The following is a 26,267-nucleotide window of genomic DNA, read 5'->3' on the forward strand; positions in this document are numbered from 1 at the left end:
AACTCTTTCCATAATAAATAAAAACATCACCCTTTATCGTTTGGATTGAGGGCCTCTGTCAACCGTTGATGCACTTCCTGCTGCAGCTCATTATTAAGGGCGCGCCGGTCGGCGGTGGCGATTATGAATAAATCTTCTACTCGCTCGCCAATGGTTGTAATTCGGGCGCCATGCAGCGAAATTCCCAGATCGGCAAAAATCTGCCCGACCCGCGCCAGCAGGCCGGGCTGGTCGAGAGCGATAAGCTCCAGGAATGATTTTCGGTCGGTATGGGTCGGCAAAAAGGTGACCTCAGTATCGACGGTAAAGTGGCGTAATTTTGCCGGCTGGCGACGCGGTTGCGGTGGCTGCCAACTGCGCTGCGTGATGGCCTGTTCCAGTCCAAAACGGATCGCTTCATGTCGGTCTGAAGACAGCGGGCTGCCGTCCGGTTCCAGCACGATGAACGTATCCATCGCCATCCCATCGCGGGTAGTGAAAATCTGCGCATCGTGGACGCTAAGATTACGCCTGTCCAGTTCGGCGCAAACGGCGGCAAACAGATACGGGCGATCCGGACTCCAGATAAAGATTTCCGTTCCTCCACGCGTTGCCTGCGGGCTAAGCAGAATGAGCGGTTCTTTGAGGTCATGTTGTAAGAGATGACGCGCATGCCAGGCCAGTTGATTTGGGCTGTGACGCACGAAGTAGTTGGCGCGACAGCGTGACCAGATGTGGTGCAACGCTTCTTCATCAATGCTGTCCATTCGCAGTAGCGCCAGCGCCTGAAGCTGATGGTGGCGTACGCGCTCGCGCATATCCGGCGTATTTTGCATGCCACGACGGAGTTGTTTTTCCGTCGCGAAGTACAGCTCGCGTAGCAGGCTTTGCTTCCAGCTATTCCACAGCGTTTCGTTGGTGGCACAAATATCCGCGACGGTCAGACACACCAAAAAGCGCAGACGGTGTTCCGTTTGTACCTCTTCGGCGAATTGCTTAATTACTTCGGGATCCTGAATATCGCGGCGCTGAGCGGTCACCGACATCAGCAAATGCTGGCGCACCAGCCACACGATCAACTGCGTTTCGCGGGAATTCAGGCCGTGCAGTTCGGCGAACTTGAGCACGTCCTGAGCGCCGAGCACCGAGTGATCGCCGCCGCGACCTTTGGCGATATCGTGGAACAGCGCGGCAATCAGAATCAACTCCGGCTGTCGCAGACGCGGCCATAGATCCACGCATAGCGGATGGCGCTGACGGGTCTCTTCGTTGGCAAAACTTTCCAGCTTGAGCATTACGCGGATGGTGTGTTCATCCACCGTATAGGCATGAAACAGGTCAAACTGCATTTGGCCGACTATATGCGACCATTGCGGCATATAAGCCCACAACACGCTGTGGCGATGCATTGGCAGCAGACCGCGGCTCACCGCACCCGGATGACGCAACATACTGAGAAACAGCGATCGCGCTTCCGGGATGTAGCACAGCGGTTGGGTTAAATGACGGCGGGCATGACGCAGATGGCGCAGCGTGGTGGAGTAAATTCCGCTGATCGCGCTGTTACGCACCATGATGTAAAACATCCGCAGTATCGCTTCGGGTTTACGGATAAACAGATCGTCGTTGCGCAGATCGATCAACGTGCCGCGCAGTTGAAAGTCGTCATCAATCGGGCGCGGTTTTTCATCGGCGGGCATGGCGAGGATCGCCTCGTCGAACAGTTGCAACAGCATGTGATTCAGTTCGCTGACCCGTCGGGTGACGCGGAAATAGTCTTTCATCATCCGCTCGATAGGCTCGTTGCCTTCGCCGCCGTAGTTTAGCCTTTGCGCCACGCTGAGCTGGCGGTCAAACAGCAGGCGGTTGTCGTAACGACTAACGACCAGATGCAGGGCGAAGCGAATCCGCCACAGGATATGCAAACATTCATTCAGCTCGGCGCGTTCAGCCAGTGTCAAAAAGCCGAAGCCGACCATTTCGTCCAGTGAGGTGGCGCCAAAATGGCGGCGGGCCACCCATTGCAGGGTATGGATATCGCGCAGGCCGCCGGGACTGCTTTTGATATCCGGCTCCAGGTTGTAGCTAGTGCCGTGATAGCGCTGGTGGCGCTGATTCTGCTCTTCCACTTTGGCGGCGTAAAACTTGTCGGAAGGCCAGAAACCTTCGCTAAAAATATGCTTTTGCAGCTCCAGAAACAGCGCCACATCGCCGATCAGCAGGCGAGTTTCAATCAGGTTGGTGGCGACGGTTAAATCTGACAATCCTTCCAGCAGACACTCTTCCAGCGTACGCACGCTATGCCCAACCTCCAGCCTCACGTCCCATAGCAGCGTTAACAGCTCACCGACTTTTTCGGCCTGCGCGTCAGGTAGCTTTTTACGGCTGAGAATCAACAGGTCGATATCGGAAAGCGGGTGCAGTTCGCCGCGCCCGTAACCCCCAACGGCAACCAGCGCCAGGTCGGCAATTTGGCCAAAACCGGCTTCAATCCACAGGCGTTGTAGCAACTGGTCAATAAATTCGGTGCGGGCCTCAATGAGCTGTTCTGCGGAAATTCCACTGTCAAACGCTTCGCCTAACCAGTTCTGGAAGGTGTCGATATGCGCTTTAATGCCGGAGCAGTTGAGATCTTGCTGTGGCCATGTCCCTGGGTTTTGCGGTTGGCCAGGCAGGGTGGGGAGGGCAGTATTTGCGTGCTGTTCAGGAAGAGTATTCATTATGCGCCACCCATTAAAAAGCCGGATGATGGCGTGAACGCCTTATCCGGCCTACTAAGTAGTACAATTTGTAGGCCTGATAAGATGCGAATGCATCGCCATCAGGCAAAACATTATTCGCCGTGTGTGATGATCGCCGGGATGGTGTCATCCTTGCGTAACGTCAGAATTTCACAGCCGTTTTCCGTTACTACAATAGTATGCTCGTACTGTGCAGACAAGCTCCGGTCTTTGGTTTTCACCGTCCAGCCGTCTTTCATGGTGCGGATGCGGTAATCACCGGCATTCAGCATCGGTTCTATGGTGAACGTCATGCCAGGCTGCAGTACCACACCACCGTCGTCTGCATCGTAGTGCAGAACCTGTGGCTCTTCATGGAAGCCGCGACCGATACCGTGACCGCAGTATTCACGAACAACAGAGAAACCTTCGCCTTCCGCGTATTTCTGAATCGCAGCGCCCAGCGTGCGCAGGCGAATGCCCGGTTTTACCATCCGCAGCGCCAGATACAGGCTTTCCTGCGTTACACGGCACAGACGTTCGCCAAGAATGGTGGGCTTGCCGACGATAAACATTTTAGAGGTATCGCCGTGGAATTCGTCTTTAATCACGGTCACGTCGATGTTAACGATATCACCATCTTTCAGGTGCTTCGCGTCGTCCGGGATCCCGTGACACACCACTTCATTAATAGAGATACATACGGATTTCGGATAGCCGTGATAGCCCAGGCAGGCGGAAATGGCCTGCTGCTCATTCACGATGTAGTCATTACAGAGGCGATCCAGCTCGCCGGTGCTGACGCCCGGTTTAACAAACGGTTCGATCATTTCCAGTACATCAGCGGCCAGGCGGCCAGCGACGCGCATTTTTTCGATTTCTTCAGGGGTCTTGATTGAGATAGCCATGAATTCTGTCCATCAGTGTCGATTATTTCGACAATAATTGTGTAAGTGCTGTCAATGGTATCAGTCCCGCATACATGCTGCCAAATTGAGAATCATTCTGAACTTCGCCTTTCGTGCCACAGATGCGTTGGCTACATTTTTTCACCCCAGTCACTTACTGGTTGTAAGCTCCCGGGGATTCAAAAATTTGCCGCCTTCCTGTAACACGAAATTCATCGTTCATTCAGCACAGACCGCCAACAATTATTGGTGTCGGTGGCGTATTTGTGGTATAAAGCGCGCCGGACTTCCGATCCATTCGAAGACTACACACGATGGACGGGAGCGACAAATCTCACTTTGTGTAACAACACACACGTATCGGCACATATTCCGGGGTGCCCTTTGGGGTCGGTAATATGGGATGCGTGGAGGCTTAACCCCAACTTTTATATATAGAGGTTTTAATCATGGCAACTGTTTCCATGCGCGACATGCTCAAGGCTGGTGTTCACTTCGGTCACCAGACCCGTTACTGGAACCCGAAAATGAAGCCGTTCATCTTCGGTGCGCGTAACAAAGTTCACATCATCAACCTTGAGAAAACTGTACCGATGTTCAACGAAGCTCTGGCTGAACTGAACAAGATCTCTGCTCGTAAAGGTAAAATCCTTTTCGTTGGTACTAAACGCGCTGCAAGCGAAGCGGTGAAAGAAGCTGCTAACAGCTGCGACCAGTTCTTCGTGAACCATCGCTGGCTGGGCGGTATGCTGACTAACTGGAAAACCGTTCGTCAGTCCATCAAACGTCTGAAAGATCTGGAAACTCAGTCTCAGGACGGTACTTTCGAAAAGCTGACCAAGAAAGAAGCGCTGATGCGTACTCGTGAGCTTGAGAAACTGGAAAACAGCCTGGGCGGTATCAAAGACATGGGCGGTCTGCCGGACGCTCTGTTCGTAATCGATGCTGACCACGAGCACATTGCTATCAAAGAAGCAAACAACCTGGGTATCCCAGTATTTGCTATCGTTGATACCAACTCTGATCCGGACGGTGTTGACTTCGTTATCCCGGGTAACGACGACGCAATCCGTGCTGTGACCCTGTACCTGGGCGCTGTAGCTACTACCGTTCGTGAAGGCCGTTCTCAGGATCTGGCTTCCCAGGCGGAAGAAAGCTTCGTAGAAGCTGAATAATAAGGCACGCTCGTTAGAGCCCTTATAGACCAGGTAGTATCACGTTTGGTTAGGGGGCCTGTATATGGCCCCCTTTTTCACTTTTAAATCTGTGCGGTTTCATGCCGGGCAGATCAAATCTTCCGAGGATTTTAGAATGGCTGAAATTACCGCATCCCTGGTAAAAGAGCTGCGTGAGCGTACTGGCGCAGGCATGATGGATTGCAAAAAAGCACTGACTGAAGCTAATGGCGACATCGAGCTGGCAATCGAAAACATGCGTAAGTCCGGTGCAATCAAAGCGGCGAAAAAAGCAGGCAACGTTGCTGCTGACGGCGTAATCAAAACCAAAATCGACGGCAACATCGCTTTCATTCTGGAAGTTAACTGCCAGACTGACTTCGTTGCTAAAGATGCTGGTTTCCAGGCATTTGCTGACAAAGTACTGGACGCTGCCGTTGCTGGCAAAATCACTGATGTTGAAGTTCTGAAAGCACAGTTCGAAGAAGAACGTGTTGCTCTGGTTGCTAAAATCGGTGAGAACATCAACATCCGTCGCGTTGCTTCCCTGGAAGGCGAAGTTCTGGGTAACTACCAGCACGGTGCTCGTATCGGTGTTCTGGTTGCTGCAACTGGCGCTGACGAAGAACTGGTTAAACAGCTGGCAATGCACGTTGCTGCAAGCAAACCAGAATTCGTTAAGCCGGAAGACGTTTCCGCTGAAGTGGTAGAAAAAGAATACCAGGTTCAGCTGGACATCGCTATGCAGTCTGGTAAGCCGAAAGAAATCGCAGAGAAAATGGTTGAAGGCCGCATGAAGAAATTCACCGGCGAAGTTTCTCTGACCGGTCAGCCTTTCGTCATGGAACCGAGCAAATCTGTTGGTCAGCTGCTGAAAGAGCATAACGCTGACGTAACTGGTTTCATCCGCTTTGAAGTGGGTGAAGGCATCGAGAAAGTTGAGACTGACTTTGCAGCAGAAGTTGCTGCGATGTCCAAGCAGTCTTAATTTTTAAAGGAGCCGCCTGAGGGCGGCTTCTTTTTGTGTCTGGCTTGTAAATTCAGCGAACCGCTATAGTGGTCATGCTGAAAAGCGACATACAATGTCGCCGGAATTAACTCATCTCATTCGTTGACAGTCTCAGGAAAGAAACATGGCTACCAATGCAAAACCCGTCTACAAACGTATTCTGCTTAAGTTAAGTGGCGAAGCTCTGCAAGGTTCAGAAGGCTTCGGTATTGATGCAAGCATCCTCGACCGCATGGCTCAGGAAATCAAAGAGCTGGTTGAGCTGGGTATTCAGGTTGGCGTAGTGATTGGTGGTGGTAACCTGTTCCGTGGCGCTGGTCTGGCGAAAGCGGGGATGAACCGCGTTGTGGGCGACCACATGGGCATGTTAGCCACCGTAATGAACGGTCTGGCGATGCGCGATGCGCTTCACCGCGCCTATGTGAACGCTCGCTTGATGTCCGCAATTCCTCTGAACGGCGTGTGTGATAACTACAGCTGGGCCGAAGCTATCAGCCTGCTGCGTAACAACCGCGTTGTTATTTTGTCTGCGGGTACCGGCAATCCGTTCTTCACCACCGATTCTGCAGCCTGCCTGCGCGGTATTGAAATTGAAGCGGATGTGGTTCTGAAAGCCACCAAAGTCGATGGCGTATTTACTGCCGACCCGGCTAAAGATCCAACGGCGACTATGTACGAACAGTTGACCTACACTGAAGTGCTGGATAAAGAGCTGAAAGTAATGGATCTTGCCGCGTTCACGCTGGCTCGTGACCACAAATTACCGATTCGTGTCTTTAACATGAACAAACCAGGTGCACTGCGCCGTGTTGTTATGGGTGAAAAAGAAGGCACGTTAATCACGGAATAATTCCCGTTGCGGCTAAATGCAGGTAATATTCCGCTTTAATGTCGCGGGATACGTCCCTCAAAATTAATCAAGACTATACTTGTCACATCTTGCGTGGCGGGTATGGTCTGACTGAAACAAGCTTTCAAGGATTCGTAACGTGATCAACGATATCAGAAAAGATGCTGAAGTACGCATGGACAAATGCGTCGAAGCGTTCAAAAACCAAATCAGCAAAATTCGCACGGGTCGTGCTTCTCCTAGCCTGCTGGATGGTATTGTCGTGGAATATTACGGCACGCCGACTCCGCTGCGCCAGCTGGCAAGCGTAACGGTTGAAGATTCCCGTACCCTGAAAATCAACGTATTTGACCGTTCTATGGGTCCAGCCGTTGAGAAAGCAATCATGGCTTCCGACCTCGGTCTGAATCCAAGCTCTGCGGGCTCTGACATCCGCGTTCCGCTGCCGCCGCTGACCGAAGAACGTCGTAAAGATCTGACCAAGATCGTACGTGGTGAAGCTGAAGGCGCGCGTGTTGCGGTACGTAACGTACGCCGCGATGCAAACGACAAAGTGAAAGCGTTGTTGAAAGAAAAAGAGATCAGCGAAGATGACGATCGCCGTTCTCAGGATGACGTACAGAAACTGACTGACGCAGCAATCAAAAAAGTTGATGCGGCGCTGGCAGAGAAAGAAGCAGAACTGATGCAGTTCTGATTCGCCTGTACGCTAAAAACGCCGCTTAGAAGGCCTGAGAAGGCTGGATGGCGGCGTTTTGCTTTTTTCTGTCTACATACTCTAAATAATTCAAGTTGCAGGAAGGCGGTGACGCCAAAGGCCGAGTAAAGCCAACGTACATGCAACTTGAAGTATGACGAGTAAAATTCTTCTGGATGTCCGATGAAGCAATTAACCATCCTGGGATCAACCGGTTCCATTGGTTGCAGTACGCTGGATGTAGTACGCCATAACCCGGAAAAATTTCGTGTTGCTGCGTTGGTGGCGGGTAAAAATGTTGCCCGTATGGTAGAGCAATGCCTGGAGTTTGCGCCTCGCTATGCGGTAATGGATGATGAAAAAAGCGCGGCACAGGTAAAAGCTGCTCTTTTGGCACAGGGTAGCCGTACCGAGGTGATGAGCGGGCAGCAGGCTGCCTGTGATATGGCTGCGCTGGATGATGTTGATCAGGTCATGGCGGCGATTGTCGGCGCAGCGGGTTTGCTGCCGACGCTGGCGGCAATTCGTGCGAGCAAAAGCATTTTGCTGGCGAATAAAGAATCGCTGGTGACCTGCGGTCGTCTGTTTATGGACGACGTGAAACGCCACAAAGCGCAGCTTTTGCCGGTAGATAGCGAGCATAACGCGATTTTTCAGAGTTTACCGCAACCTATCCAACACAATCTGGGATACGCTGACCTTGAGCAAAACGGCGTCATGTCAGTTCTGCTTACCGGGTCTGGTGGCCCATTCCGTGAAACGCCATTGCGCGATCTGGTCTCTATGACCCCCGATCAGGCATGCCGTCATCCGAATTGGTCGATGGGACGAAAAATCTCTGTCGATTCCGCCACCATGATGAACAAAGGTCTGGAATACATTGAAGCGCGTTGGTTATTTAATGCCAGTGCAAGCCAGATGGAAGTGCTGATTCACCCGCAGTCGGTTATTCATTCGATGGTCCGTTATCAGGATGGTAGTGTTCTGGCGCAGTTGGGTGAACCTGATATGCGTACACCTATTGCCCATACGATGGCATGGCCAGAACGTGTGACGTCCGGTGTTAAGCCTGTCGACTTTTGCAAACTCAGTGCGTTGACGTTTTCCGCACCTGATTACCAGCGTTATCCGTGCCTGAAACTGGCGATGGACGCGTTTGAGCAAGGTCAGGCGGCGACGACCGCACTCAATGCCGCGAATGAAATTACCGTTGCCGCATTCCTGGCGCAGCAGATCCGATTTACCGATATTGCCGATCTCAATTTATCTGTACTGGATAAGATGGATTTGCAGGAACCACAGAGTGTTGACGACGTGTTGAAGGTCGATGCCATCGCGCGGGAAGTCGCCAGAAAAGAAGTGATGCGACTCTCAAGCTGATGATAATCCCTCTACGGAGAATCGTGCTATTTGTTAGCGTTGGGCTTCAGTGATATAGTCTGCGCCACCCGATCGCGGGTATTTGCTTTTTTTCGGTCGGGTAAGCCGTGGTTTGACACGGCTTTTTTGTGGATAGGCTTCAGTATTCCTGAGTACCGTAAATCCTTTCAGGGACTAATAACGCGTTATGTTGTCTGCAACTAAACCATTAAGCGAAAATTTGCCAGCACATGGTTGTCGCCATGTCGCAATTATCATGGATGGCAATGGCCGCTGGGCGAAAAAGCAAGGGAAGATTCGCGCCTTTGGGCATAAGGCTGGAGCAAAATCCGTCCGCCGGGCTGTCTCTTTTGCTGCAAATAACGGTATTGATGCGTTAACGCTGTATGCCTTTAGCAGTGAGAACTGGAACCGACCTGCGCAGGAAGTGAGCGCGTTAATGGAACTGTTTGTGTGGGCACTTGATAGCGAAGTGAAAAACCTCCATCGCCATAACGTACGCCTGCGTATTATCGGGGATATCAGTCGATTTAACTCACGTTTGCAAGAACGGATTCGCAAATCAGAAGCGATTACCGCCCAGAATACCGGGTTGACGCTGAATATTGCAGCGAATTACGGTGGACGGTGGGATATTGTCCAGGGAGTCAGGCAACTGGCACAACAGGTGCAGGACGGTGTGCTGCATCCTGAGCAAATCGATGAAGAGATGCTTGGGCAGCAAATTTGTATGCATGAGCTGGCTCCTGTGGATTTAGTGATAAGGACTGGGGGAGAGCACCGAATTAGTAATTTTCTGTTGTGGCAAATTGCCTACGCCGAACTTTACTTTACCGATGTTCTCTGGCCCGATTTCGATGAACAAGACTTTGAAGGTGCGCTGCATGCCTTTGCTAATCGTGAGCGTCGTTTCGGCGGCACCGAACCCGGTGATGAAAAAGCCTGATGGGGGTCGCTTTTGCTGAAGTATCGCCTGATTTCTGCTTTTGTTTTAATACCCGTTGTCATCGCGGCGCTGTTTTTGCTGCCGCCGGTGGGGTTCGCCATTGTTACGTTGGTCGTCTGTATGTTGGCCGCCTGGGAGTGGGGACAGTTAAGCGGTTTTACCACGCGTACGCAGCGAGTCTGGCTGGCGGTTTTGTGCGGGCTATTGCTGGCACTGATGCTATTTTTGCTGCCAGAATACCATCGCGATATCCATCAACCGCTGGTTGAAGTATCGCTGTGGGCGTCGCTGGGCTGGTGGGTCGTAGCGCTGTTACTGGTATTGTTTTACCCAGGTTCTGCGTCGGTCTGGCGTAATTCCAAAACATTACGCATAATTTTCGGCGTGTTAACCATTGTCCCGTTCTTTTGGGGAATGCTGGCGCTACGTGCATGGCACTATGATGAGAATCATTATAGTGGCGCGCTATGGCTGCTGTATGTCATGATCCTCGTTTGGGGAGCGGACTCTGGTGCGTATATGTTTGGTAAGCTGTTTGGCAAACATAAGCTGGCACCGAAGGTTTCTCCTGGTAAAACCTGGCAGGGTTTTATTGGCGGACTCGCCACTGCGGCCGTGATCTCATGGGGTTATGGCATGTGGGCGAATCTTGAAGTTGCGCCTGTCACCTTGCTCATTTGCTCCATCGTTGCAGCCCTGGCCTCCGTGCTGGGTGACCTGACCGAGAGTATGTTTAAGCGTGAAGCAGGTATTAAGGACAGTGGTCACTTAATTCCAGGACACGGCGGTATTCTGGATCGTATTGATAGCCTGACGGCTGCGGTACCGGTCTTTGCCTGCCTGTTGTTACTGGTGTTCAGGACGCTCTAACGGATGGTCTTATGCTGAGTATTCTCTGGAATTTGGCTGCATTCATCATCGCACTTGGTGTGCTTATCACCGTGCATGAATTTGGTCATTTCTGGGTTGCGCGGCGCTGCGGAGTCCGCGTCGAACGCTTTTCCATTGGCTTTGGAAAAGCGCTTTGGCGGCGTACCGATAAATCAGGTACGGAATACGTCATCGCCATGATTCCCCTCGGCGGTTACGTCAAAATGCTGGATGAGCGCGCTGAACCGGTCGCACCGGAATTGCGCCATTACGCCTTCAACAATAAAACGGTTGGACAACGTGCTGCTATTATCGCCGCAGGTCCGATTGCAAACTTCCTTTTTGCTATTTTTGCTTATTGGCTGGTGTTTATCATTGGTGTCCCTGGCGTTCGTCCGGTTATTGGTGAAATAACACCCAACTCGATTGCTGCACAGGCGCAAATTCAGCCGGGTACGGAACTAAAAGCGGTTGATGGCATCGAAACCCCTGATTGGGATGCCGTGCGATTGCAACTGGTATCCAAAATTGGCGATGAGCATACGACCCTCAGCGTGGCGCAATTTGGCAGTAACCAGCGACAGGACAAAACGCTGGATTTACGCCATTGGACATTTGAGCCAGACAAAGAGGATCCTGTCTCTAGTTTGGGCATGCGTCCGCGTGGTCCGCAGATTGAACCGGTACTGTCAGAAGTGCAGGTTAATTCCGCTGCAAGTAAGGCAGGTTTGCAAGCTGGCGACAGGATCGTTAAAGTCAATGGTCAGTCGCTGACGCAATGGATGACGTTCGTGACGCTGGTGCGCGATAATCCGGATACGCCGTTAGCGCTAGATATTGAAAGACAAGGAAGTTCCTTGTCTTTAACGTTAACCCCAGATTCAAAACAGGTTAACGGTAAGGCAGAAGGGTTTGCGGGCGTGGTGCCTAAAGTTATTCCTCTGCCTGATGAGTATAAGACTGTACGCCAGTATGGACCATTCAGCGCCATCCTCGAAGCCTCGGATAAAACGTGGCAGTTGATGAAGCTGACGGTCAGTATGCTGGGAAAATTGATTACCGGTGATGTAAAACTGAACAACCTCAGTGGGCCGATTTCTATCGCCCAGGGGGCTGGGATGTCAGCGGAGTTCGGGATTATTTATTACCTGATGTTCCTTGCGCTTATCAGCGTGAACTTAGGGATAATCAACCTGTTTCCGTTGCCCGTTCTTGACGGGGGGCATCTGCTGTTCCTGGCGATTGAAAAGCTGAAGGGCGGTCCGGTATCCGAGCGGGTTCAAGACTTTAGTTATCGCATTGGCTCTATCTTGCTGGTGTTGTTAATGGGGCTTGCACTTTTCAATGATTTCTCTCGGTTGTAAGAGAGTGTTAGGAAGAACGCATAATAACGATGGCGATGAAAAAGTTGCTCATAGCGTCGCTGCTGTTTAGCAGCGCCACCGTATACGGTGCTGAAGGGTTCGTAGTGAAGGACATTCATTTCGAAGGCCTACAGCGAGTCGCCGTTGGTGCGGCTCTCCTCAGTATGCCGGTGCGCACAGGCGACACGGTTAATGATGAAGACATCAGTAATACCATTCGTGCTCTGTTCGCCACCGGAAACTTTGAGGATGTCCGCGTCCTGCGCGATGGTGATACCCTTCTGGTTCAGGTAAAAGAACGCCCGACGATTGCCAGCATCACTTTCTCCGGTAACAAATCGGTGAAAGATGACATGCTGAAGCAAAACCTCGAGGCGTCTGGCGTGCGTGTTGGCGAGTCTCTGGATCGCACAACGCTTGCCGATATCGAAAAGGGCCTGGAAGATTTCTACTATAGCGTCGGTAAGTACAGCGCCAGTGTGAAAGCGGTGGTGACGCCGTTGCCGCGTAACCGCGTTGACCTCAAGCTGGTCTTCCAGGAAGGTGTTTCGGCGAAGATCCAACAGATCAATATCGTCGGCAACCATGCCTTCTCGACTGACGAACTTATCTCTCACTTCCAGTTGCGTGACGAAGTGCCGTGGTGGAACGTGGTGGGCGATCGTAAATACCAGAAACAGAAGCTGGCGGGCGACCTTGAAACCCTGCGTAGCTACTATCTGGATCGCGGTTATGCTCGCTTCAATATTGATTCCACTCAGGTCAGCCTGACGCCGGATAAAAAAGGCATCTACATCACCGTTAACATCACTGAAGGCGAGCAGTACAAGCTTTCTGGGGTTCAGGTGAGCGGTAACCTGGCCGGGCACTCCGCCGAAATTGAGACCCTGACGAAGATCGAGCCAGGTGAACTCTATAACGGCACCAAAGTGACCAAAATGGAAGATGACATCAAGAAGCTTCTGGGTCGCTATGGCTATGCCTATCCGCGCGTACAGTCGCAGCCTGAAATCAACGACGCTGACAAAACCGTTAAATTGCGTGTAAACGTGGATGCGGGTAACCGTTTCTATGTGCGTAAGATCCGTTTTGAAGGTAATGACACTTCTAAAGACTCCGTTCTGCGTCGTGAAATGCGTCAGATGGAAGGCGCATGGTTGGGCAGCGATTTGGTCGACCAGGGTAAAGAGCGTCTGAACCGTCTGGGTTACTTTGAAACCGTTGATACTGATACTCAGCGTGTTCCAGGCCGTCCAGATCAGGTTGATGTTGTCTACAAGGTCAAAGAGCGTAATACCGGTAGCTTTAACTTCGGCGTCGGTTACGGTACCGAGAGCGGCGTGAGCTTCCAGGCTGGCGTTCAGCAAGATAACTGGTTAGGTACCGGTTATTCTGTCGGGATTAACGGCACCAAAAACGACTACCAGACCTATACTGAGTTGTCTGTCACTAACCCGTACTTCACCGTTGATGGTGTGAGCCTTGGTGGCCGCGTCTTCTATAACGACTTTGAAGCGGATGATGCAGACCTGTCCGACTATACCAACAAAAGTTATGGTACAGACGTGACGCTGGGCTTCCCGGTCAACGAATACAACACGTTGCGTGCGGGCCTGGGTTATGTACACAACAAACTGTCCAATATGCAGCCGCAGGTTGCGATGGATCGTTATCTTGAGTCAATGGGTGAGACCAATACCAACAGCTTTGCTGCGGATGACTTCACCTTTAACTATGGTTGGACATATAACAAGCTTGACCGTGGCTACTTCCCAACGGAAGGTACGCGCGTCAACCTGAACGGCAAAGTCACCATTCCGGGTTCTGACAACGAATACTATAAAGCAACGTTGGATACCGCGACCTATGTACCGATCGATGATGACCATAAATGGGTCGTCCTGGGTCGTACCAAGGTAGGTTATGGAGACGGTATAGGCAGCAAAGAGTTGCCGTTCTACGAGAACTTCTATGCGGGTGGCTCCAGCACCGTGCGTGGCTTCCAGTCTAATACCATCGGTCCGAAAGCGGTCTATAAACCTGGGGCTTACGCAGGGGATCCTGACAGCTATGAAGAGTGTACCAATAAAGACGGTTCGTACTGTAAATCAGACGATGCGGTCGGTGGTAACGCCATGGCCGTAGCCAGCCTGGAATTTATTACCCCGACGCCGTTTATCAGCGATAAGTATGCTAACTCGGTCCGTACCTCCTTCTTCTGGGATATGGGTACCGTTTGGGATACTAACTGGCAGGATAGCGATCAAACTCGCGCTATTGGGGTTCCAGATTACGGTGATCCGAGCAATATCCGTATGTCTGCAGGTATCGCGTTACAATGGATGTCCCCATTGGGGCCGTTGGTTTTCTCCTACGCCCAGCCGTTCAAGAAGTACGATGGAGACAAAGCGGAACAGTTCCAGTTTAACATTGGTAAAACCTGGTAACTGTTCTTCGCAAAGGAATGTAGTGGTAGTGTAGCGATGACTTTAGGCGATCTTGCATGGGATCGCCTGGCCACGCAAAGAACTGCACCTTCGGGTGCAAATGGGATGGTAAGGAGTTAATTGTGAAAAAGTGGTTATTAGCTGCAGGTCTCGGTTTAGCGATGGCAACGTCCGCACAGGCTGCTGACAAAATTGCAATCGTCAACATGGGTAGCCTGTTCCAACAGGTTGCACAGAAGACGGGTGTTTCTGCTACGCTGGAAAACGAGTTCAAAGGCCGTGCCAGCGAACTGCAGCGTATGGAATCCGATCTGCAATCTAAAATGCAGCGTCTGCAATCAATGAAAGCAGGTAGCGATCGTACCAAGCTGGAAAAAGACGTCATGGCTCAGCGCCAGACTTTCTCTCAGAAAGCTCAGGCTTTCGAGCAGGATCGTGCACGTCGTTCCAACGAAGAACGTGGCAAACTGGTTACTCGTATCCAGACAGCTGTGAAATCTGTTGCTAACAGCCAGAGCATCGATCTGGTCGTTGACGCAAACACCGTTGCATACAACAGCAGCGATGTAAAAGACATCACCGCTGACGTACTGAAACAGGTTAAATAAGTAATGCCTTCAATTCGACTGGCTGATTTAGCAGAGCAGTTGGATGCAGAATTACACGGTGATGGCGATATCGTCATCACCGGCGTAGCGTCCATGCAATCTGCGCAAACTGGCAATATCACGTTCATGGTGAATCCTAAATACCGTGAACATTTAGGCGTATGCCAGGCGTCTGCCGTTGTGATGACGCAGGACGATCTTCCTTTTGCTAAGAGTGCGGCGCTGGTAGTGAAGAATCCCTACCTGACCTATGCACGTATGGCGCAAATTTTAGATACCACGCCTCAGCCTGCACAGAACATTGCACCCAGTGCAGTGATCGATGCAACGGCGAAGCTGGGTAATAATGTCTCTGTGGGCGCAAATGCGGTCATTGAGTCTGGCGTAGAACTGGGCGATAACGTGGTTATCGGTGCAGGTTGCTTCGTCGGAAAAAATACCAAAATCGGTGCAGGTTCACGCTTGTGGGCGAATGTGACGATTTACCACGACATCCAGATCGGTGAAAATTGCCTGATCCAGTCCAGCACCGTCGTTGGATCTGATGGATTTGGTTACGCGAACGATCGTGGTAACTGGGTGAAGATCCCCCAGCTTGGTCGCGTGATTATCGGCGATCGCGTCGAGATCGGCGCTTGTACCACCATTGACCGTGGTGCTCTGGACGATACTGTGATCGGTAATGGTGTTATCATTGATAACCAGTGCCAGATTGCGCATAACGTTGTGATTGGCGACAATACGGCGGTAGCCGGTGGCGTCATTATGGCGGGTAGCCTGAAGATTGGCCGTTATTGCATGATTGGCGGTGCCAGCGTGATCAATGGGCATATGGAAATATGCGACAAAGTTACGGTAACTGGCATGGGTATGGTGATGCGTCCTATCACTGAACCTGGCGTCTACTCCTCAGGCATTCCGCTACAACCCAACAAGGTATGGCGTAAAACAGCTGCACTGGTGATGAATATTGATGATATGAGCAAGCGCCTCAAAGCGATTGAGCGCAAGGTTAATCAACAAGACTAAAGCACCGTTTTTGCATGTCTGACTTTTCGGCCTGTCCCATTCATACGATTGCGACAGGCCGTGTTATTATTGCCTTTTAGTATATTTTGACAGGAAGAGTATTTTGACTACTAACACTCATACTCTGCATATTGAAGAGATTTTAGAGCTTCTGCCGCACCGTTTTCCGTTTTTGCTGGTTGACCGCGTGCTGGATTTTGAAGAAGGTCGTTTTCTGCGCGCAGTGAAAAATGTATCCGTTAACGAGCCTTTCTTTCAGGGCCACTTCCCGGGTAAACCTATTTTCCCTGGCGTATTGATTCTGGAAGCGATGGCACAGGCTACCGGTATCCTCGCGTTTAAAAGCGTAGGAAAACTGGAACCAGGCGAACTGTATTATTTCGCGGGTATTGATGAAGCACGCTTTAAGCGTCCTGTCGTGCCTGGCGATCAGATGATCATGGAAGTGACTTTCGAGAAAACGCGCCGTGGCCTGACCCGTTTTAAAGGGGTTGCGCTGGTCGACGGTAAAGTTGTGTGCGAAGCAACGATGATGTGTGCCCGTAGCCGGGAGGCCTGATACGTGATTGATAAATCCGCCTTTATTCACCCGACCGCCATTGTAGAAGAGGGCGCCAGCATTGGTGCCAATGCTCACATTGGCCCATTTTGTATTGTTGGACCCCATGTTGAAATTGGTGAGGGTACCGTACTGAAGTCTCACGTTGTCGTGAATGGCCATACAAAAATTGGTCGCGATAACGAGATCTATCAGTTTGCCTCCATCGGTGAAGTTAACCAGGATCTTAAATATGCTGGTGAACCAACCCGTGTGGAAATTGGCGATCGCAACCGCATCCGCGAAAGCGTCACCATTCATCGTGGCACAGTGCAGGGCGGTGGAGTGACGAAGGTGGGCAGCGATAACTTACTGATGATTAATGCGCACGTCGCGCATGATTGTACGGTAGGCAACCGCTGTATTCTGGCGAATAACGCCACGCTTGCCGGACATGTTTCGCTTGATGATTTTGTTATCATCGGCGGCATGACCGCGGTGCATCAGTTCTGCATCATCGGTGCGCATGTGATGGTTGGTGGCTGTTCTGGTGTGGCCCAGGATGTGCCTCCGTACGTTATCGCCCAGGGCAACCACGCGACGCCGTTTGGCGTCAATATCGAAGGTTTGAAGCGTCGTGGATTCACCCGCGAAGCGATTACCGCGATTCGTAACGCCTACAAAGCGTTGTACCGTAGCGGTAAAACGCTGGAAGAAGTGAAACCCGAAATCGCGGAACTGGCGAAACAGTATCCCGAAGTTCAGGCCTTCAGCGACTTCTTTGAGCGCTCAACGCGTGGCCTGATTCGTTAATGACTGAACAGCGTCCTTTAACGATTGCCCTCGTCGCCGGAGAAACCTCCGGCGATATTCTTGGTGCAGGGTTAATCCGTGCACTCAAGGCTCGCGTTCCCAATGCGCGCTTTGTTGGCGTGGCGGGTCCGCTGATGCAGGCCGAAGGCTGTGAAGCCTGGTACGAAATGGAAGAGCTGGCGGTCATGGGCATTGTTGAAGTGCTCGGACGCCTGCGCCGTTTACTGCATATTCGTGCCGACCTCACTCGCCGATTCACCGACTTAAAGCCGGATGTTTTCGTCGGCATTGATGCGCCTGATTTCAATATTACCCTCGAAGGGAACTTGAAAAAACAGGGCATTAAAACCATTCATTATGTCAGTCCGTCCGTCTGGGCGTGGCGACAGAAACGCGTTTTCAAAATAGGCAGATCCACCAACATGGTGCTGGCCTTTCTGCCTTTCGAAAAAGCGTTTTATGACAAATTTAACGTCCCGTGCCGCTTTATCGGTCATACCATGGCAGATGCCATGCCGTTGGACCCGGATAAAAATGCGGCGCGTGATGTTCTGGGCATTCCCCATGACGCTCACTGCCTGGCACTACTGCCAGGAAGCCGTGGTGCAGAAGTGGAGATGCTCAGCGCCGATTTTCTGAAAACGGCGCAGCTATTACGCCAGCATTATCCGGATCTCGAAGTGGTGGTGCCGTTGGTGAATGCCAAACGTCGCGAGCAGTTTGAGCGAATCAAAGCTGAAGTTGCACCGGAGCTTTCTGTACATCTGCTCAATGGGATGGGACGTGAAGCAATGGTGGCCAGCGATGCCGCACTGCTGGCTTCAGGTACCGCCGCGCTGGAATGTATGCTGGCAAAATGCCCGATGGTGGTTGGCTACCGTATGAAACCCTTCACCTTCTGGCTGGCGAAGCGTCTGGTGAAGACTGATTACGTTTCGCTACCTAACCTGCTGGCGGGAAGAGAACTGGTTAAAGAGCTGTTGCAGGAAGAGTGTGAACCGCAGGCGCTGTCGCAAGCGTTATTGCCGTTGCTGGCGAATGGTAAAACCAGCCATGCGATGCACGACACATTCCGTGAACTGCACCAGCAGATCCGTTGCAATGCTGATGAGCAGGCAGCGGATGCGGTCCTGGAGTTAGCGCAATGATTGAATTTGTGTATCCGCATACGCATTTAGTAGCGGGTGTGGATGAAGTCGGGCGCGGCCCTTTGGTTGGCGCAGTCGTCACAGCTGCCGTCATTCTGGATCCGGCTCGCCCTATTATCGGTCTTAACGATTCAAAAAAACTGTCAGAAAAACGTCGCCTGGCGCTGTTTGATGAAATTAAAGAAAAAGCGTTAAGCTGGAGCCTTGGTCGGGCGGAACCGCATGAAATCGACGAGCTGAACATTTTGCATGCCACCATGCTGGCCATGCAGCGTGCTGTTGCGAGTCTACATATTGCGCCCGAATACGTGCTGATTGACGGCAATCGTTGCCCGGCATTACCGGTACCGTCGATGGCGGTGGTCAAAGGTGATAGCCGCGTGGCGGAGATTAGCGCCGCATCGATTCTGGCAAAAGTGACCCGTGACGCTGAAATGGCGGCGCTGGATACGGTTTTTCCACAGTATGGTTTTGCACAGCACAAAGGCTATCCAACCGCATTTCATCTGGAAAAATTGGCACTGCATGGTGCGACTGAGCACCATCGCCGCAGCTTTGGCCCCGTCAAACGCGCACTGGGACTCTCGTCCTGATTCTTGTGTCGAAGGAATCTGAAGATGTCTGAACCACGTTTCGTCCACCTACGGGTGCACAGCGACTACTCTATGATCGATGGGCTGGCGAAAACCGGACCGCTGGTGAAAAAGGCGGCCGCGTTAGGCATGCCTGCGCTGGCGATCACCGATTTTACCAACCTGTGTGGTCTGGTGAAGTTTTACGGAGCGGGTCACGGTGCGGGTATTAAGCCGATAGTTGGCGCAGATTTTCATGTCCGCAGTGAGCTGTTGGGCGATGAACTCACGCAGCTCACCGTGCTGGCCGCAAATAATACCGGCTATCAGAACCTGACGTTGTTGATTTCGAAAGCCTATCAGCGCGGCTATGGCGCAGAAGGACCGGTTATCGACCGGGACTGGTTGGTTGAGCTAAAAGAAGGTTTGATTTTGCTCTCCGGCGGTCGCATGGGCGATGTCGGACGCAGCCTGCTGCGCGGCAATAGCGCACTGGTTGACGAGTGCGTGGCGTTTTACGAAGAACATTTTCCCAATTGCTATTTCCTCGAACTGATTCGCACCGGCAGGCAAGATGAAGAAAATTATCTGCACGCAGCCGTAGAACTGGCCGAAACGCGTGGTCTACCGGTGGTAGCGACTAACGATGTCCGCTTCCTTGAAACCGGAGATTTCGATGCGCATGAAATCCGCGTGGCAATCCACGACGGGTTTACCCTTGATGACCCGAAACGCCCGCGCAACTATTCGCCGCAGCAGTACATGCGCAGCGAAGATGAGATGTGCGATCTGTTCTCGGATATTCCGGAAGCGCTGCAAAACACCGTCGAGATAGCCAAACGCTGCAACGTGACGGTGCGTCTGGGCGAATACTTCCTGCCGCAGTTCCCGACCGGCGATATGACCACCGAGGATTTCCTCGTGGCGAAATCACGCGAAGGGCTGGAAGAACGTCTCGAATTTTTGTTCCCTGACCCTGAAGTTCGTGCGCAGAAGCGCCCGCCTTACGATGAACGTCTGGAAGTTGAACTTAAAGTTATCAACCAGATGGGATTCCCAGGCTACTTCCTGATCGTTATGGAATTTATCCAGTGGTCGAAAGATAACGGCGTACCGGTAGGCCCTGGACGTGGTTCCGGCGCTGGCTCACTTGTCGCCTATGCGCTGAAAATTACCGATCTCGATCCGCTGGAGTTTGACCTGCTGTTCGAACGTTTCCTTAACCCGGAACGTGTCTCAATGCCCGACTTCGACGTTGACTTCTGCATGGAGAAACGCGACCAGGTTATCGAGCACGTGGCGGAAATGTACGGTCGTGATGCGGTTTCGCAGATTATTACCTTTGGTACGATGGCTGCAAAAGCGGTTATCCGCGACGTGGGCCGCGTGCTGGGACATCCGTACGGTTTCGTTGACCGTATTTCGAAACTGGTGCCGCCCGATCCGGGCATGACGCTGGCAAAAGCCTTTGAAGCCGAACCCCAACTGCCGGAAATCTATGAGGCAGATGAAGAGGTTAAAGCGCTGATCGATATGGCGCGTAAGCTGGAAGGCGTCACGCGTAACGCCGGTAAGCACGCCGGTGGTGTGGTTATCGCACCGACAAAAATTACTGATTTTGCGCCTCTGTACTGCGATGAGCAGGGGCTGCACCCGGTTACTCAGTTTGATAAGAACGACGTGGAATATGCCGGTCTTGTGAAGTTCGACTTCCTCGGCCTGCGTACGCTCACCATCATCAACTGGGCGCTGGAAATGATCAACGCGCGCCGTGAAAAGAACGGTGAGCCACCGCTGGATATTGCGGCTATCCCGCTGGATGATAAGAAAAGCTTCGATATGCTGCAACGCTCGGAGACCACGGCGGTCTTCCAGCTTGAATCCCGCGGTATGAAAGACCTGATCAAACGTCTGCAGCCTGACTGCTTCGAAGACATGATCGCACTGGTGGCTCTGTTCCGCCCAGGTCCGCTACAGTCGGGGATGGTAGATAACTTTATCGACCGTAAGCATGGTCGCGAAGAGATTTCCTACCCGGACGTACAATGGCAGCATGAGTGTCTGAAACCGGTACTGGAGCCGACCTACGGCATTATCCTGTATCAGGAACAGGTTATGCAGATTGCCCAGGAGTTGTCCGGGTACACCCTTGGCGGCGCGGATATGCTGCGTCGTGCGATGGGTAAGAAAAAGCCGGAAGAGATGGCTAAGCAGCGCGGCACCTTTGAAGAAGGGGCGAAAAAGCGCGGCGTAGACGGCGAACTGGCGATGAAAATCTTTGACCTGGTGGAGAAATTCGCCGGTTACGGATTTAACAAATCGCACTCCGCAGCCTATGCGCTGGTCTCTTACCAGACGCTGTGGCTGAAGGCGCATTATCCTGCTGAGTTTATGGCGGCGGTAATGACCGCCGATATGGATAACACCGAGAAAGTGGTCGGGCTGGTAGATGAATGCTGGCGTATGGGGCTCAAAATCCTGCCGCCGGACATCAACTCCGGTCTTTACCATTTTCACGTGAATGATGATGGCGAGATTGTTTATGGCATCGGCGCGATAAAAGGCGTGGGTGAAGGACCAATTGAAGCTATTATTGAGGCGCGTAACGAAGGTGGTTACTTCCGTGAGTTGTTTGATCTCTGTGCGCGCACGGATATCAAAAAACTTAACCGCCGGGTGCTGGAAAAGCTAATCATGTCCGGGGCGTTTGATCGCCTTGGCCCGCATCGCGCGGCGTTGATGAATTCGCTCAACGATGCGCTAAAAGCCGCCGATCAGCATGCAAAAGCCGAAGCCATCGGTCAGGCCGATATGTTTGGCGTGCTGGCGGAAGAACCGGAGCAAATTGAACAATCCTATGCCAGTTGCCAACCGTGGCCGGAGCAGGTGGTATTAGATGGTGAGCGTGAAACGTTGGGGCTTTACCTGACGGGACACCCCATCAACCAGTATTTAAAAGAAATTGAGCGCTATGTCGGAGGCTACAGGCTGAAAGACATGCATCCGACAGAACGTGGTAAAGTCACCACGGCTGCGGGGCTCGTCATTGCTGCGCGGGTAATGGTCACCAAGCGCGGCAATCGTATCGGCATCTGTACACTGGATGACCGTTCCGGACGTCTGGAAGTTATGTTGTTTACCGATGCTCTGGATAAATACCAGCAATTGCTGGAAAAAGACCGCATACTTATCGTCAGCGGACAGGTCAGCTTTGATGACTTCAGCGGCGGGCTTAAAATGATGGCCCGTGAAGTCATGGATATTGACGAAGCCCGGGAAAAATATGCTCGCGGGCTTGCTATCTCGCTGACGGACAGGCAAATTGATGACCAGCTTTTAAACCGACTCCGTCAGTCTCTGGAACCCCACCGCTCGGGGACAATTCCAGTACATCTCTACTATCAGAGGGCGGATGCACGTGCGCGGTTGCGTTTTGGCGCGACGTGGCGTGTCTCTCCGAGCGATCGTTTGCTAAACGATCTCCGTGGCCTTATTGGTTCGGAGCAGGTGGAACTGGAGTTTGACTAATACAGGAATACTATGAGTCTGAATTTCCTTGATTTTGAACAGCCGATTGCAGAGCTGGAAGCAAAAATCGATTCTTTGACTGCGGTTAGCCGTCAGGATGAGAAACTGGATATTAACATCGATGAAGAAGTGCATCGTCTGCGTGAAAAAAGCGTAGAACTGACGCGTAAAATCTTCGCCGATCTTGGCGCATGGCAGGTAGCCCAACTGGCGCGCCATCCACAGCGTCCGTACACCCTGGATTATGTCCGCCTGGCGTTTGATGAATTTGATGAGCTGGCGGGCGATCGTGCCTATGCGGATGATAAAGCTATTGTTGGCGGTATCGCGCGTCTGGATGGCCGTCCGGTGATGATCATTGGTCATCAGAAAGGCCGTGAGACCAAAGAAAAGATTCGCCGTAATTTCGGCATGCCAGCGCCGGAAGGCTATCGCAAAGCGCTGCGTCTGATGGAAATGGCCGAGCGTTTCAACATGCCGATCATTACCTTCATCGACACCCCTGGGGCTTACCCGGGCGTGGGCGCGGAAGAGCGTGGTCAGTCAGAAGCGATCGCGCGCAACCTGCGTGAAATGTCGCGTCTGAGCGTACCGGTAATCTGCACCGTTATCGGTGAAGGTGGTTCCGGTGGCGCGCTGGCGATCGGTGTAGGCGATAAAGTGAATATGCTGCAATACAGCACCTATTCCGTTATCTCCCCGGAAGGTTGTGCTTCCATTCTGTGGAAAAGCGCCGACAAAGCACCGCTGGCCGCAGAAGCGATGGGAATTGTTGCCCCGCGTCTGAAAGAGCTGAAGCTTATCGACTCTATCATTCCGGAACCGTTAGGCGGTGCACACCGCAATCCGGAAGTGATGGCTGCGTCCCTGAAAGCACAGCTGCTGGCCGATCTCGCCGATCTCGACGTGTTAAGCAAAGACGATCTGAAAAACCGTCGTTACCAGCGTCTGATGAGCTACGGTTACGCGTAAACTGCATTTATTCTGAAAAGGGCCACTACGTTGTGGCCCTTTTTTTTACCTGCGGTTTGACCAGGCTATGATTAACTAAGGTTTTTCCAGGAGGAACGCATGAATATCATTGCCATCATGGGACCGCATGGCGTCTTTTATAAAGATGAGCCCATCAAGGAACTTGAGCGTGCGCTGCAACAGCAGGGATTTCAGATTATCTGGCCGCAGAATAGTGTCGACCTGCTGAAGTTTATCGAACACAACCCGCGAATTTGCGGCGTCATTTTTGACTGGGATGAATATAGCCTTGAGCTGTGCAGTGACATCAACCAGCTCAACGAGTATCTCCCGCTCTATGCCTTTATTAATACCCATTCGACGATGGATGTCAGTGCGCACGACCTGCGCATGGCGCTGTGGTTTTTTGAGTATGCGCTGGGTCAGTCTGAAGACATTGCCACCCGCATTCGCCAGTACACCAGCGAATACCTCGATAACATTACGCCTCCGTTCACCAAGGCGCTGTTTACCTATGTGAAGGAAGGGAAGTATACCTTTTGTACGCCTGGACATATGGCGGGTACGGCGTACCAGAAAAGCCCGGTCGGCTGCCTGTTCTATGATTTCTTTGGCGGCAATACGCTGAAAGCCGACGTGTCCATTTCCGTAACCGAACTGGGCTCATTGCTTGATCATACCGGTCCGCACCTTGAAGCGGAGGAGTACATCGCTCGCACCTTTGGTGCCGAACAGAGCTATATGGTGACTAACGGCACCTCGACATCGAACAAGATTGTCGGTATGTATGCTGCGCCTGCAGGAAGTACGCTACTGATTGACCGCAACTGCCATAAGTCGCTGGCGCATTTGCTGATGATGAGCGATGTGGTGCCAATCTGGTTGAAGCCTACGCGTAACGCGTTGGGGATCCTCGGCGGTATACCCCGTCGGGAATTTACCCATGCAAGTATTGAACGCAAGGTAGAAGAGACGACTCAGGCGCAATGGCCGGTACACGCGGTGATCACCAACTCCACCTATGACGGGCTGCTTTATAACACCAACTGGATCAAGCAAACCCTGGATGTGCCCTCCATCCATTTTGATTCAGCCTGGGTGCCGTATACCCATTTTCATCCGATCTATCAGGGGAAAAGCGGGATGAGCGGCGAACGGGTACCGGGAAAGGTGATATTTGAAACCCAGTCCACCCACAAGATGCTGGCGGCGTTGTCACAGGCTTCGCTGATCCACATTAAGGGTGACTATGATGAAGACACGTTCAACGAAGCCTTTATGATGCACACCTCCACGTCTCCAAGCTACCCGATTGTGGCGTCGATAGAAACGGCGGCGGCAATGCTGCGTGGTAATTCCGGCAAGCGGTTAATCAATCGTTCGGTGGAACGGGCGTTGCATTTCCGTAAAGAAGTGCAGCGTCTGCGCGAAGAGTCGGATGGCTGGTTCTTTGATATCTGGCAGCCGGAAAAGGTCGATGAAGCAGAATGTTGGCCGGTAGCGCCAGGTGAAGACTGGCACGGATTTGTTGATGCTGATGCCGACCACATGTTCCTCGACCCGGTGAAGGTCACGATTCTGACGCCGGGAATGGATGAACAGGGAAATATGAGCGAAGAGGGGATCCCCGCGGCGTTGGTGGCGAAATTCCTTGATGAACGCGGCGTCGTCGTCGAAAAAACGGGACCGTATAACCTGTTGTTCCTGTTCAGTATTGGCATAGATAAAACCCGGGCGATGGGGCTGCTACGTGGCCTGACGGAATTTAAGCGCTCGTACGATCTGAATTTACGCGTGAAAAATATGCTGCCGGATCTGTATGCTGAAGATCCCGATTTCTATCGCAATATGCGTATTCAGGATCTGGCACAGGGGATCCATAAGCTGATCCGCCAGCACGATCTCTCCGGACTGATGCTGCGTGCATTTGATACTTTGCCGGAAATGAAAATGACACCGCACCAGGCCTGGCAGCGGCAGATCAAAGGTGAGGTGGAAACCGTGGCGCTTGATCAACTGGTAGGACGCGTGTCCGCCAATATGATCCTGCCTTATCCTCCCGGCGTGCCGCTCTTGATGCCCGGGGAAATGATCACTGCCAAAAGCCGGGCTGTCCTCGATTTTCTTCTGATGCTGTGTTCAGTGGGGCAGCGCTACCCGGGATTTGAAACCGATATCCATGGCGCTAAACTGGGCGAGGATGGTGTGTATCGCGTGAGAGTCTTAAAAATGGCATAACGACTTGCCTGACCCTAAGACGTACGAGTAACGTGCTGACAGAAAAATGAAAGAGGCGATGACGCTATGCTGGGATTAAAACAGGTTCACCATATTGCCATTATTGCGACGGACTACGCGGCAAGTAAGGCATTTTACTGCGATGTGCTTGGCTTTACACTGATGAGCGAAGCCTATCGGGAAGAGAGAGATTCGTGGAAAGGCGATCTGGCATTGAACGGCCAGTATGTGATTGAGCTTTTTTCTTTCCCGTTTCCACCTTGCCGTCCGAGCCGACCGGAAGCCTGCGGTTTGCGTCATCTGGCGTTCAGCGTGGAGGATGTGGAAAAGTCGATCGCGCATCTGGAAGCACACCACGTGAAGTGTGAATCCATACGTATCGATCCATTTACCGGTAAACGCTTTACGTTTTTCAACGATCCGGACGGATTGCCCCTCGAACTGTACGAGATGTAAGGCTTGTCATTGTGGCGTTA

Annotated in this window: 21 protein-coding genes; 19 read left to right on the forward strand and 2 right to left on the reverse strand. The window is 52.1% G+C overall.

The genetic code is table 11. From position 1 onward, the window contains the following. Positions 1–26: 26 nt before the first annotated feature. Both glnD and map read right to left on the reverse strand, forming a co-directional pair. Positions 27–2,699 carry a bifunctional uridylyltransferase/uridylyl-removing protein GlnD gene (gene glnD, locus OGX86_RS04490; RefSeq protein ID WP_128317458.1) on the reverse strand — a complete coding sequence of 891 codons (2,673 nt, stop codon included), beginning with the start codon at positions 2,697–2,699 and terminating at the stop codon, positions 27–29. A gap of 113 nt (positions 2,700–2,812) precedes the next feature. After that, positions 2,813–3,607 (reverse strand): type I methionyl aminopeptidase, encoded by a 795-nt coding sequence (gene map, locus OGX86_RS04495; RefSeq protein ID WP_048214891.1) that lies wholly within the window; start codon positions 3,605–3,607, stop codon positions 2,813–2,815. Positions 3,608–4,056: 449 nt separating this feature from the next. On the opposite strand from map, the gene rpsB reads away from it, so the two are divergent. From rpsB to OGX86_RS04590, 19 genes are all read left to right on the forward strand, one after another. Continuing rightward, a complete protein-coding gene (rpsB, locus tag OGX86_RS04500) occupies positions 4,057–4,782 on the forward strand; it encodes a 30S ribosomal protein S2 (RefSeq protein ID WP_003018553.1) in 726 nt (241 codons plus the stop codon). A 136-nt stretch (positions 4,783–4,918) separates the two neighbouring features. Beyond that, positions 4,919–5,770 (forward strand): translation elongation factor Ts, encoded by an 852-nt coding sequence (tsf, locus tag OGX86_RS04505; protein WP_003018551.1) that lies wholly within the window; start codon positions 4,919–4,921, stop codon positions 5,768–5,770. Positions 5,771–5,915: 145 nt separating this feature from the next. After that, complete coding sequence (pyrH, locus tag OGX86_RS04510; protein ID WP_003018549.1) at positions 5,916–6,641, forward strand: UMP kinase; 726 nt, start codon at positions 5,916–5,918, stop codon at positions 6,639–6,641. A 139-nt stretch (positions 6,642–6,780) separates the two neighbouring features. Then, a complete protein-coding gene (gene frr / locus OGX86_RS04515; protein ID WP_003018547.1) occupies positions 6,781–7,338 on the forward strand; it encodes a ribosome recycling factor in 558 nt (185 codons plus the stop codon). A 183-nt stretch (positions 7,339–7,521) separates the two neighbouring features. After that, a complete protein-coding gene (gene ispC, locus OGX86_RS04520) occupies positions 7,522–8,718 on the forward strand; it encodes a 1-deoxy-D-xylulose-5-phosphate reductoisomerase (protein ID WP_003829176.1) in 1,197 nt (398 codons plus the stop codon). 187 nt (positions 8,719–8,905) lie between these two features. Beyond that, positions 8,906–9,664 (forward strand): (2E,6E)-farnesyl-diphosphate-specific ditrans,polycis-undecaprenyl-diphosphate synthase, encoded by a 759-nt coding sequence (gene ispU / locus OGX86_RS04525; protein ID WP_008786266.1) that lies wholly within the window; start codon positions 8,906–8,908, stop codon positions 9,662–9,664. Positions 9,665–9,676: 12 nt separating this feature from the next. Next, the gene (gene cdsA / locus OGX86_RS04530; RefSeq protein WP_003829174.1) at positions 9,677–10,534 is read left to right on the forward strand and encodes a phosphatidate cytidylyltransferase; all 858 of its coding nucleotides are present in this window, start codon (positions 9,677–9,679) and stop codon (positions 10,532–10,534) included. Positions 10,535–10,545: 11 nt separating this feature from the next. Further along, positions 10,546–11,898: a sigma E protease regulator RseP gene (gene rseP / locus OGX86_RS04535; protein WP_048227062.1), complete on the forward strand. Its 1,353-nt coding sequence runs from the start codon at positions 10,546–10,548 to the stop codon at positions 11,896–11,898. 29 nt (positions 11,899–11,927) lie between these two features. Next, a complete protein-coding gene (gene bamA, locus OGX86_RS04540) occupies positions 11,928–14,345 on the forward strand; it encodes an outer membrane protein assembly factor BamA (RefSeq protein ID WP_048227061.1) in 2,418 nt (805 codons plus the stop codon). A gap of 122 nt (positions 14,346–14,467) precedes the next feature. Next, complete coding sequence (gene skp, locus OGX86_RS04545) at positions 14,468–14,953, forward strand: molecular chaperone Skp (protein WP_016151765.1); 486 nt, start codon at positions 14,468–14,470, stop codon at positions 14,951–14,953. Between the two features lie 3 nt (positions 14,954–14,956). Beyond that, positions 14,957–15,982, forward strand: a complete 1,026-nt coding sequence (gene lpxD / locus OGX86_RS04550; protein ID WP_003018531.1) for a UDP-3-O-(3-hydroxymyristoyl)glucosamine N-acyltransferase — start codon at positions 14,957–14,959, stop codon at positions 15,980–15,982. A 103-nt stretch (positions 15,983–16,085) separates the two neighbouring features. After that, positions 16,086–16,541, forward strand: coding sequence for a 3-hydroxyacyl-ACP dehydratase FabZ (gene fabZ / locus OGX86_RS04555; protein WP_003018528.1), 456 nt, complete (start codon positions 16,086–16,088; stop codon positions 16,539–16,541). 3 nt (positions 16,542–16,544) lie between these two features. Continuing rightward, positions 16,545–17,333, forward strand: coding sequence for an acyl-ACP--UDP-N-acetylglucosamine O-acyltransferase (gene lpxA, locus OGX86_RS04560; protein WP_003018525.1), 789 nt, complete (start codon positions 16,545–16,547; stop codon positions 17,331–17,333). Further along, positions 17,333–18,481 (forward strand): lipid-A-disaccharide synthase, encoded by a 1,149-nt coding sequence (gene lpxB / locus OGX86_RS04565; RefSeq protein ID WP_003829168.1) that lies wholly within the window; start codon positions 17,333–17,335, stop codon positions 18,479–18,481. Before lpxA ends, lpxB begins: the two co-directional genes overlap by 1 nt. Further along, entirely contained in the window at positions 18,478–19,074 is a 597-nt protein-coding gene (gene rnhB / locus OGX86_RS04570) for a ribonuclease HII (protein ID WP_048214887.1), read from the forward strand. The genes lpxB and rnhB overlap by 4 nt, the downstream gene beginning before the upstream one ends. Before the next feature lie 24 nt (positions 19,075–19,098). Next, entirely contained in the window at positions 19,099–22,581 is a 3,483-nt protein-coding gene (gene dnaE, locus OGX86_RS04575; protein ID WP_071692322.1) for a DNA polymerase III subunit alpha, read from the forward strand. Positions 22,582–22,593: 12 nt separating this feature from the next. Next, positions 22,594–23,553: an acetyl-CoA carboxylase carboxyl transferase subunit alpha gene (gene accA, locus OGX86_RS04580; RefSeq protein WP_003829164.1), complete on the forward strand. Its 960-nt coding sequence runs from the start codon at positions 22,594–22,596 to the stop codon at positions 23,551–23,553. 99 nt (positions 23,554–23,652) lie between these two features. Next, positions 23,653–25,791: a lysine decarboxylase LdcC gene (gene ldcC, locus OGX86_RS04585; RefSeq protein ID WP_100271477.1), complete on the forward strand. Its 2,139-nt coding sequence runs from the start codon at positions 23,653–23,655 to the stop codon at positions 25,789–25,791. A 66-nt stretch (positions 25,792–25,857) separates the two neighbouring features. Beyond that, complete coding sequence (locus OGX86_RS04590; RefSeq protein WP_008786273.1) at positions 25,858–26,247, forward strand: VOC family protein; 390 nt, start codon at positions 25,858–25,860, stop codon at positions 26,245–26,247. Positions 26,248–26,267 lie beyond the last annotated feature (20 nt).

This window comes from Citrobacter sp. Cpo040 (genome assembly GCF_030332915.1).
GTDB classification, from domain to species: domain Bacteria; phylum Pseudomonadota; class Gammaproteobacteria; order Enterobacterales; family Enterobacteriaceae; genus Citrobacter; species Citrobacter portucalensis.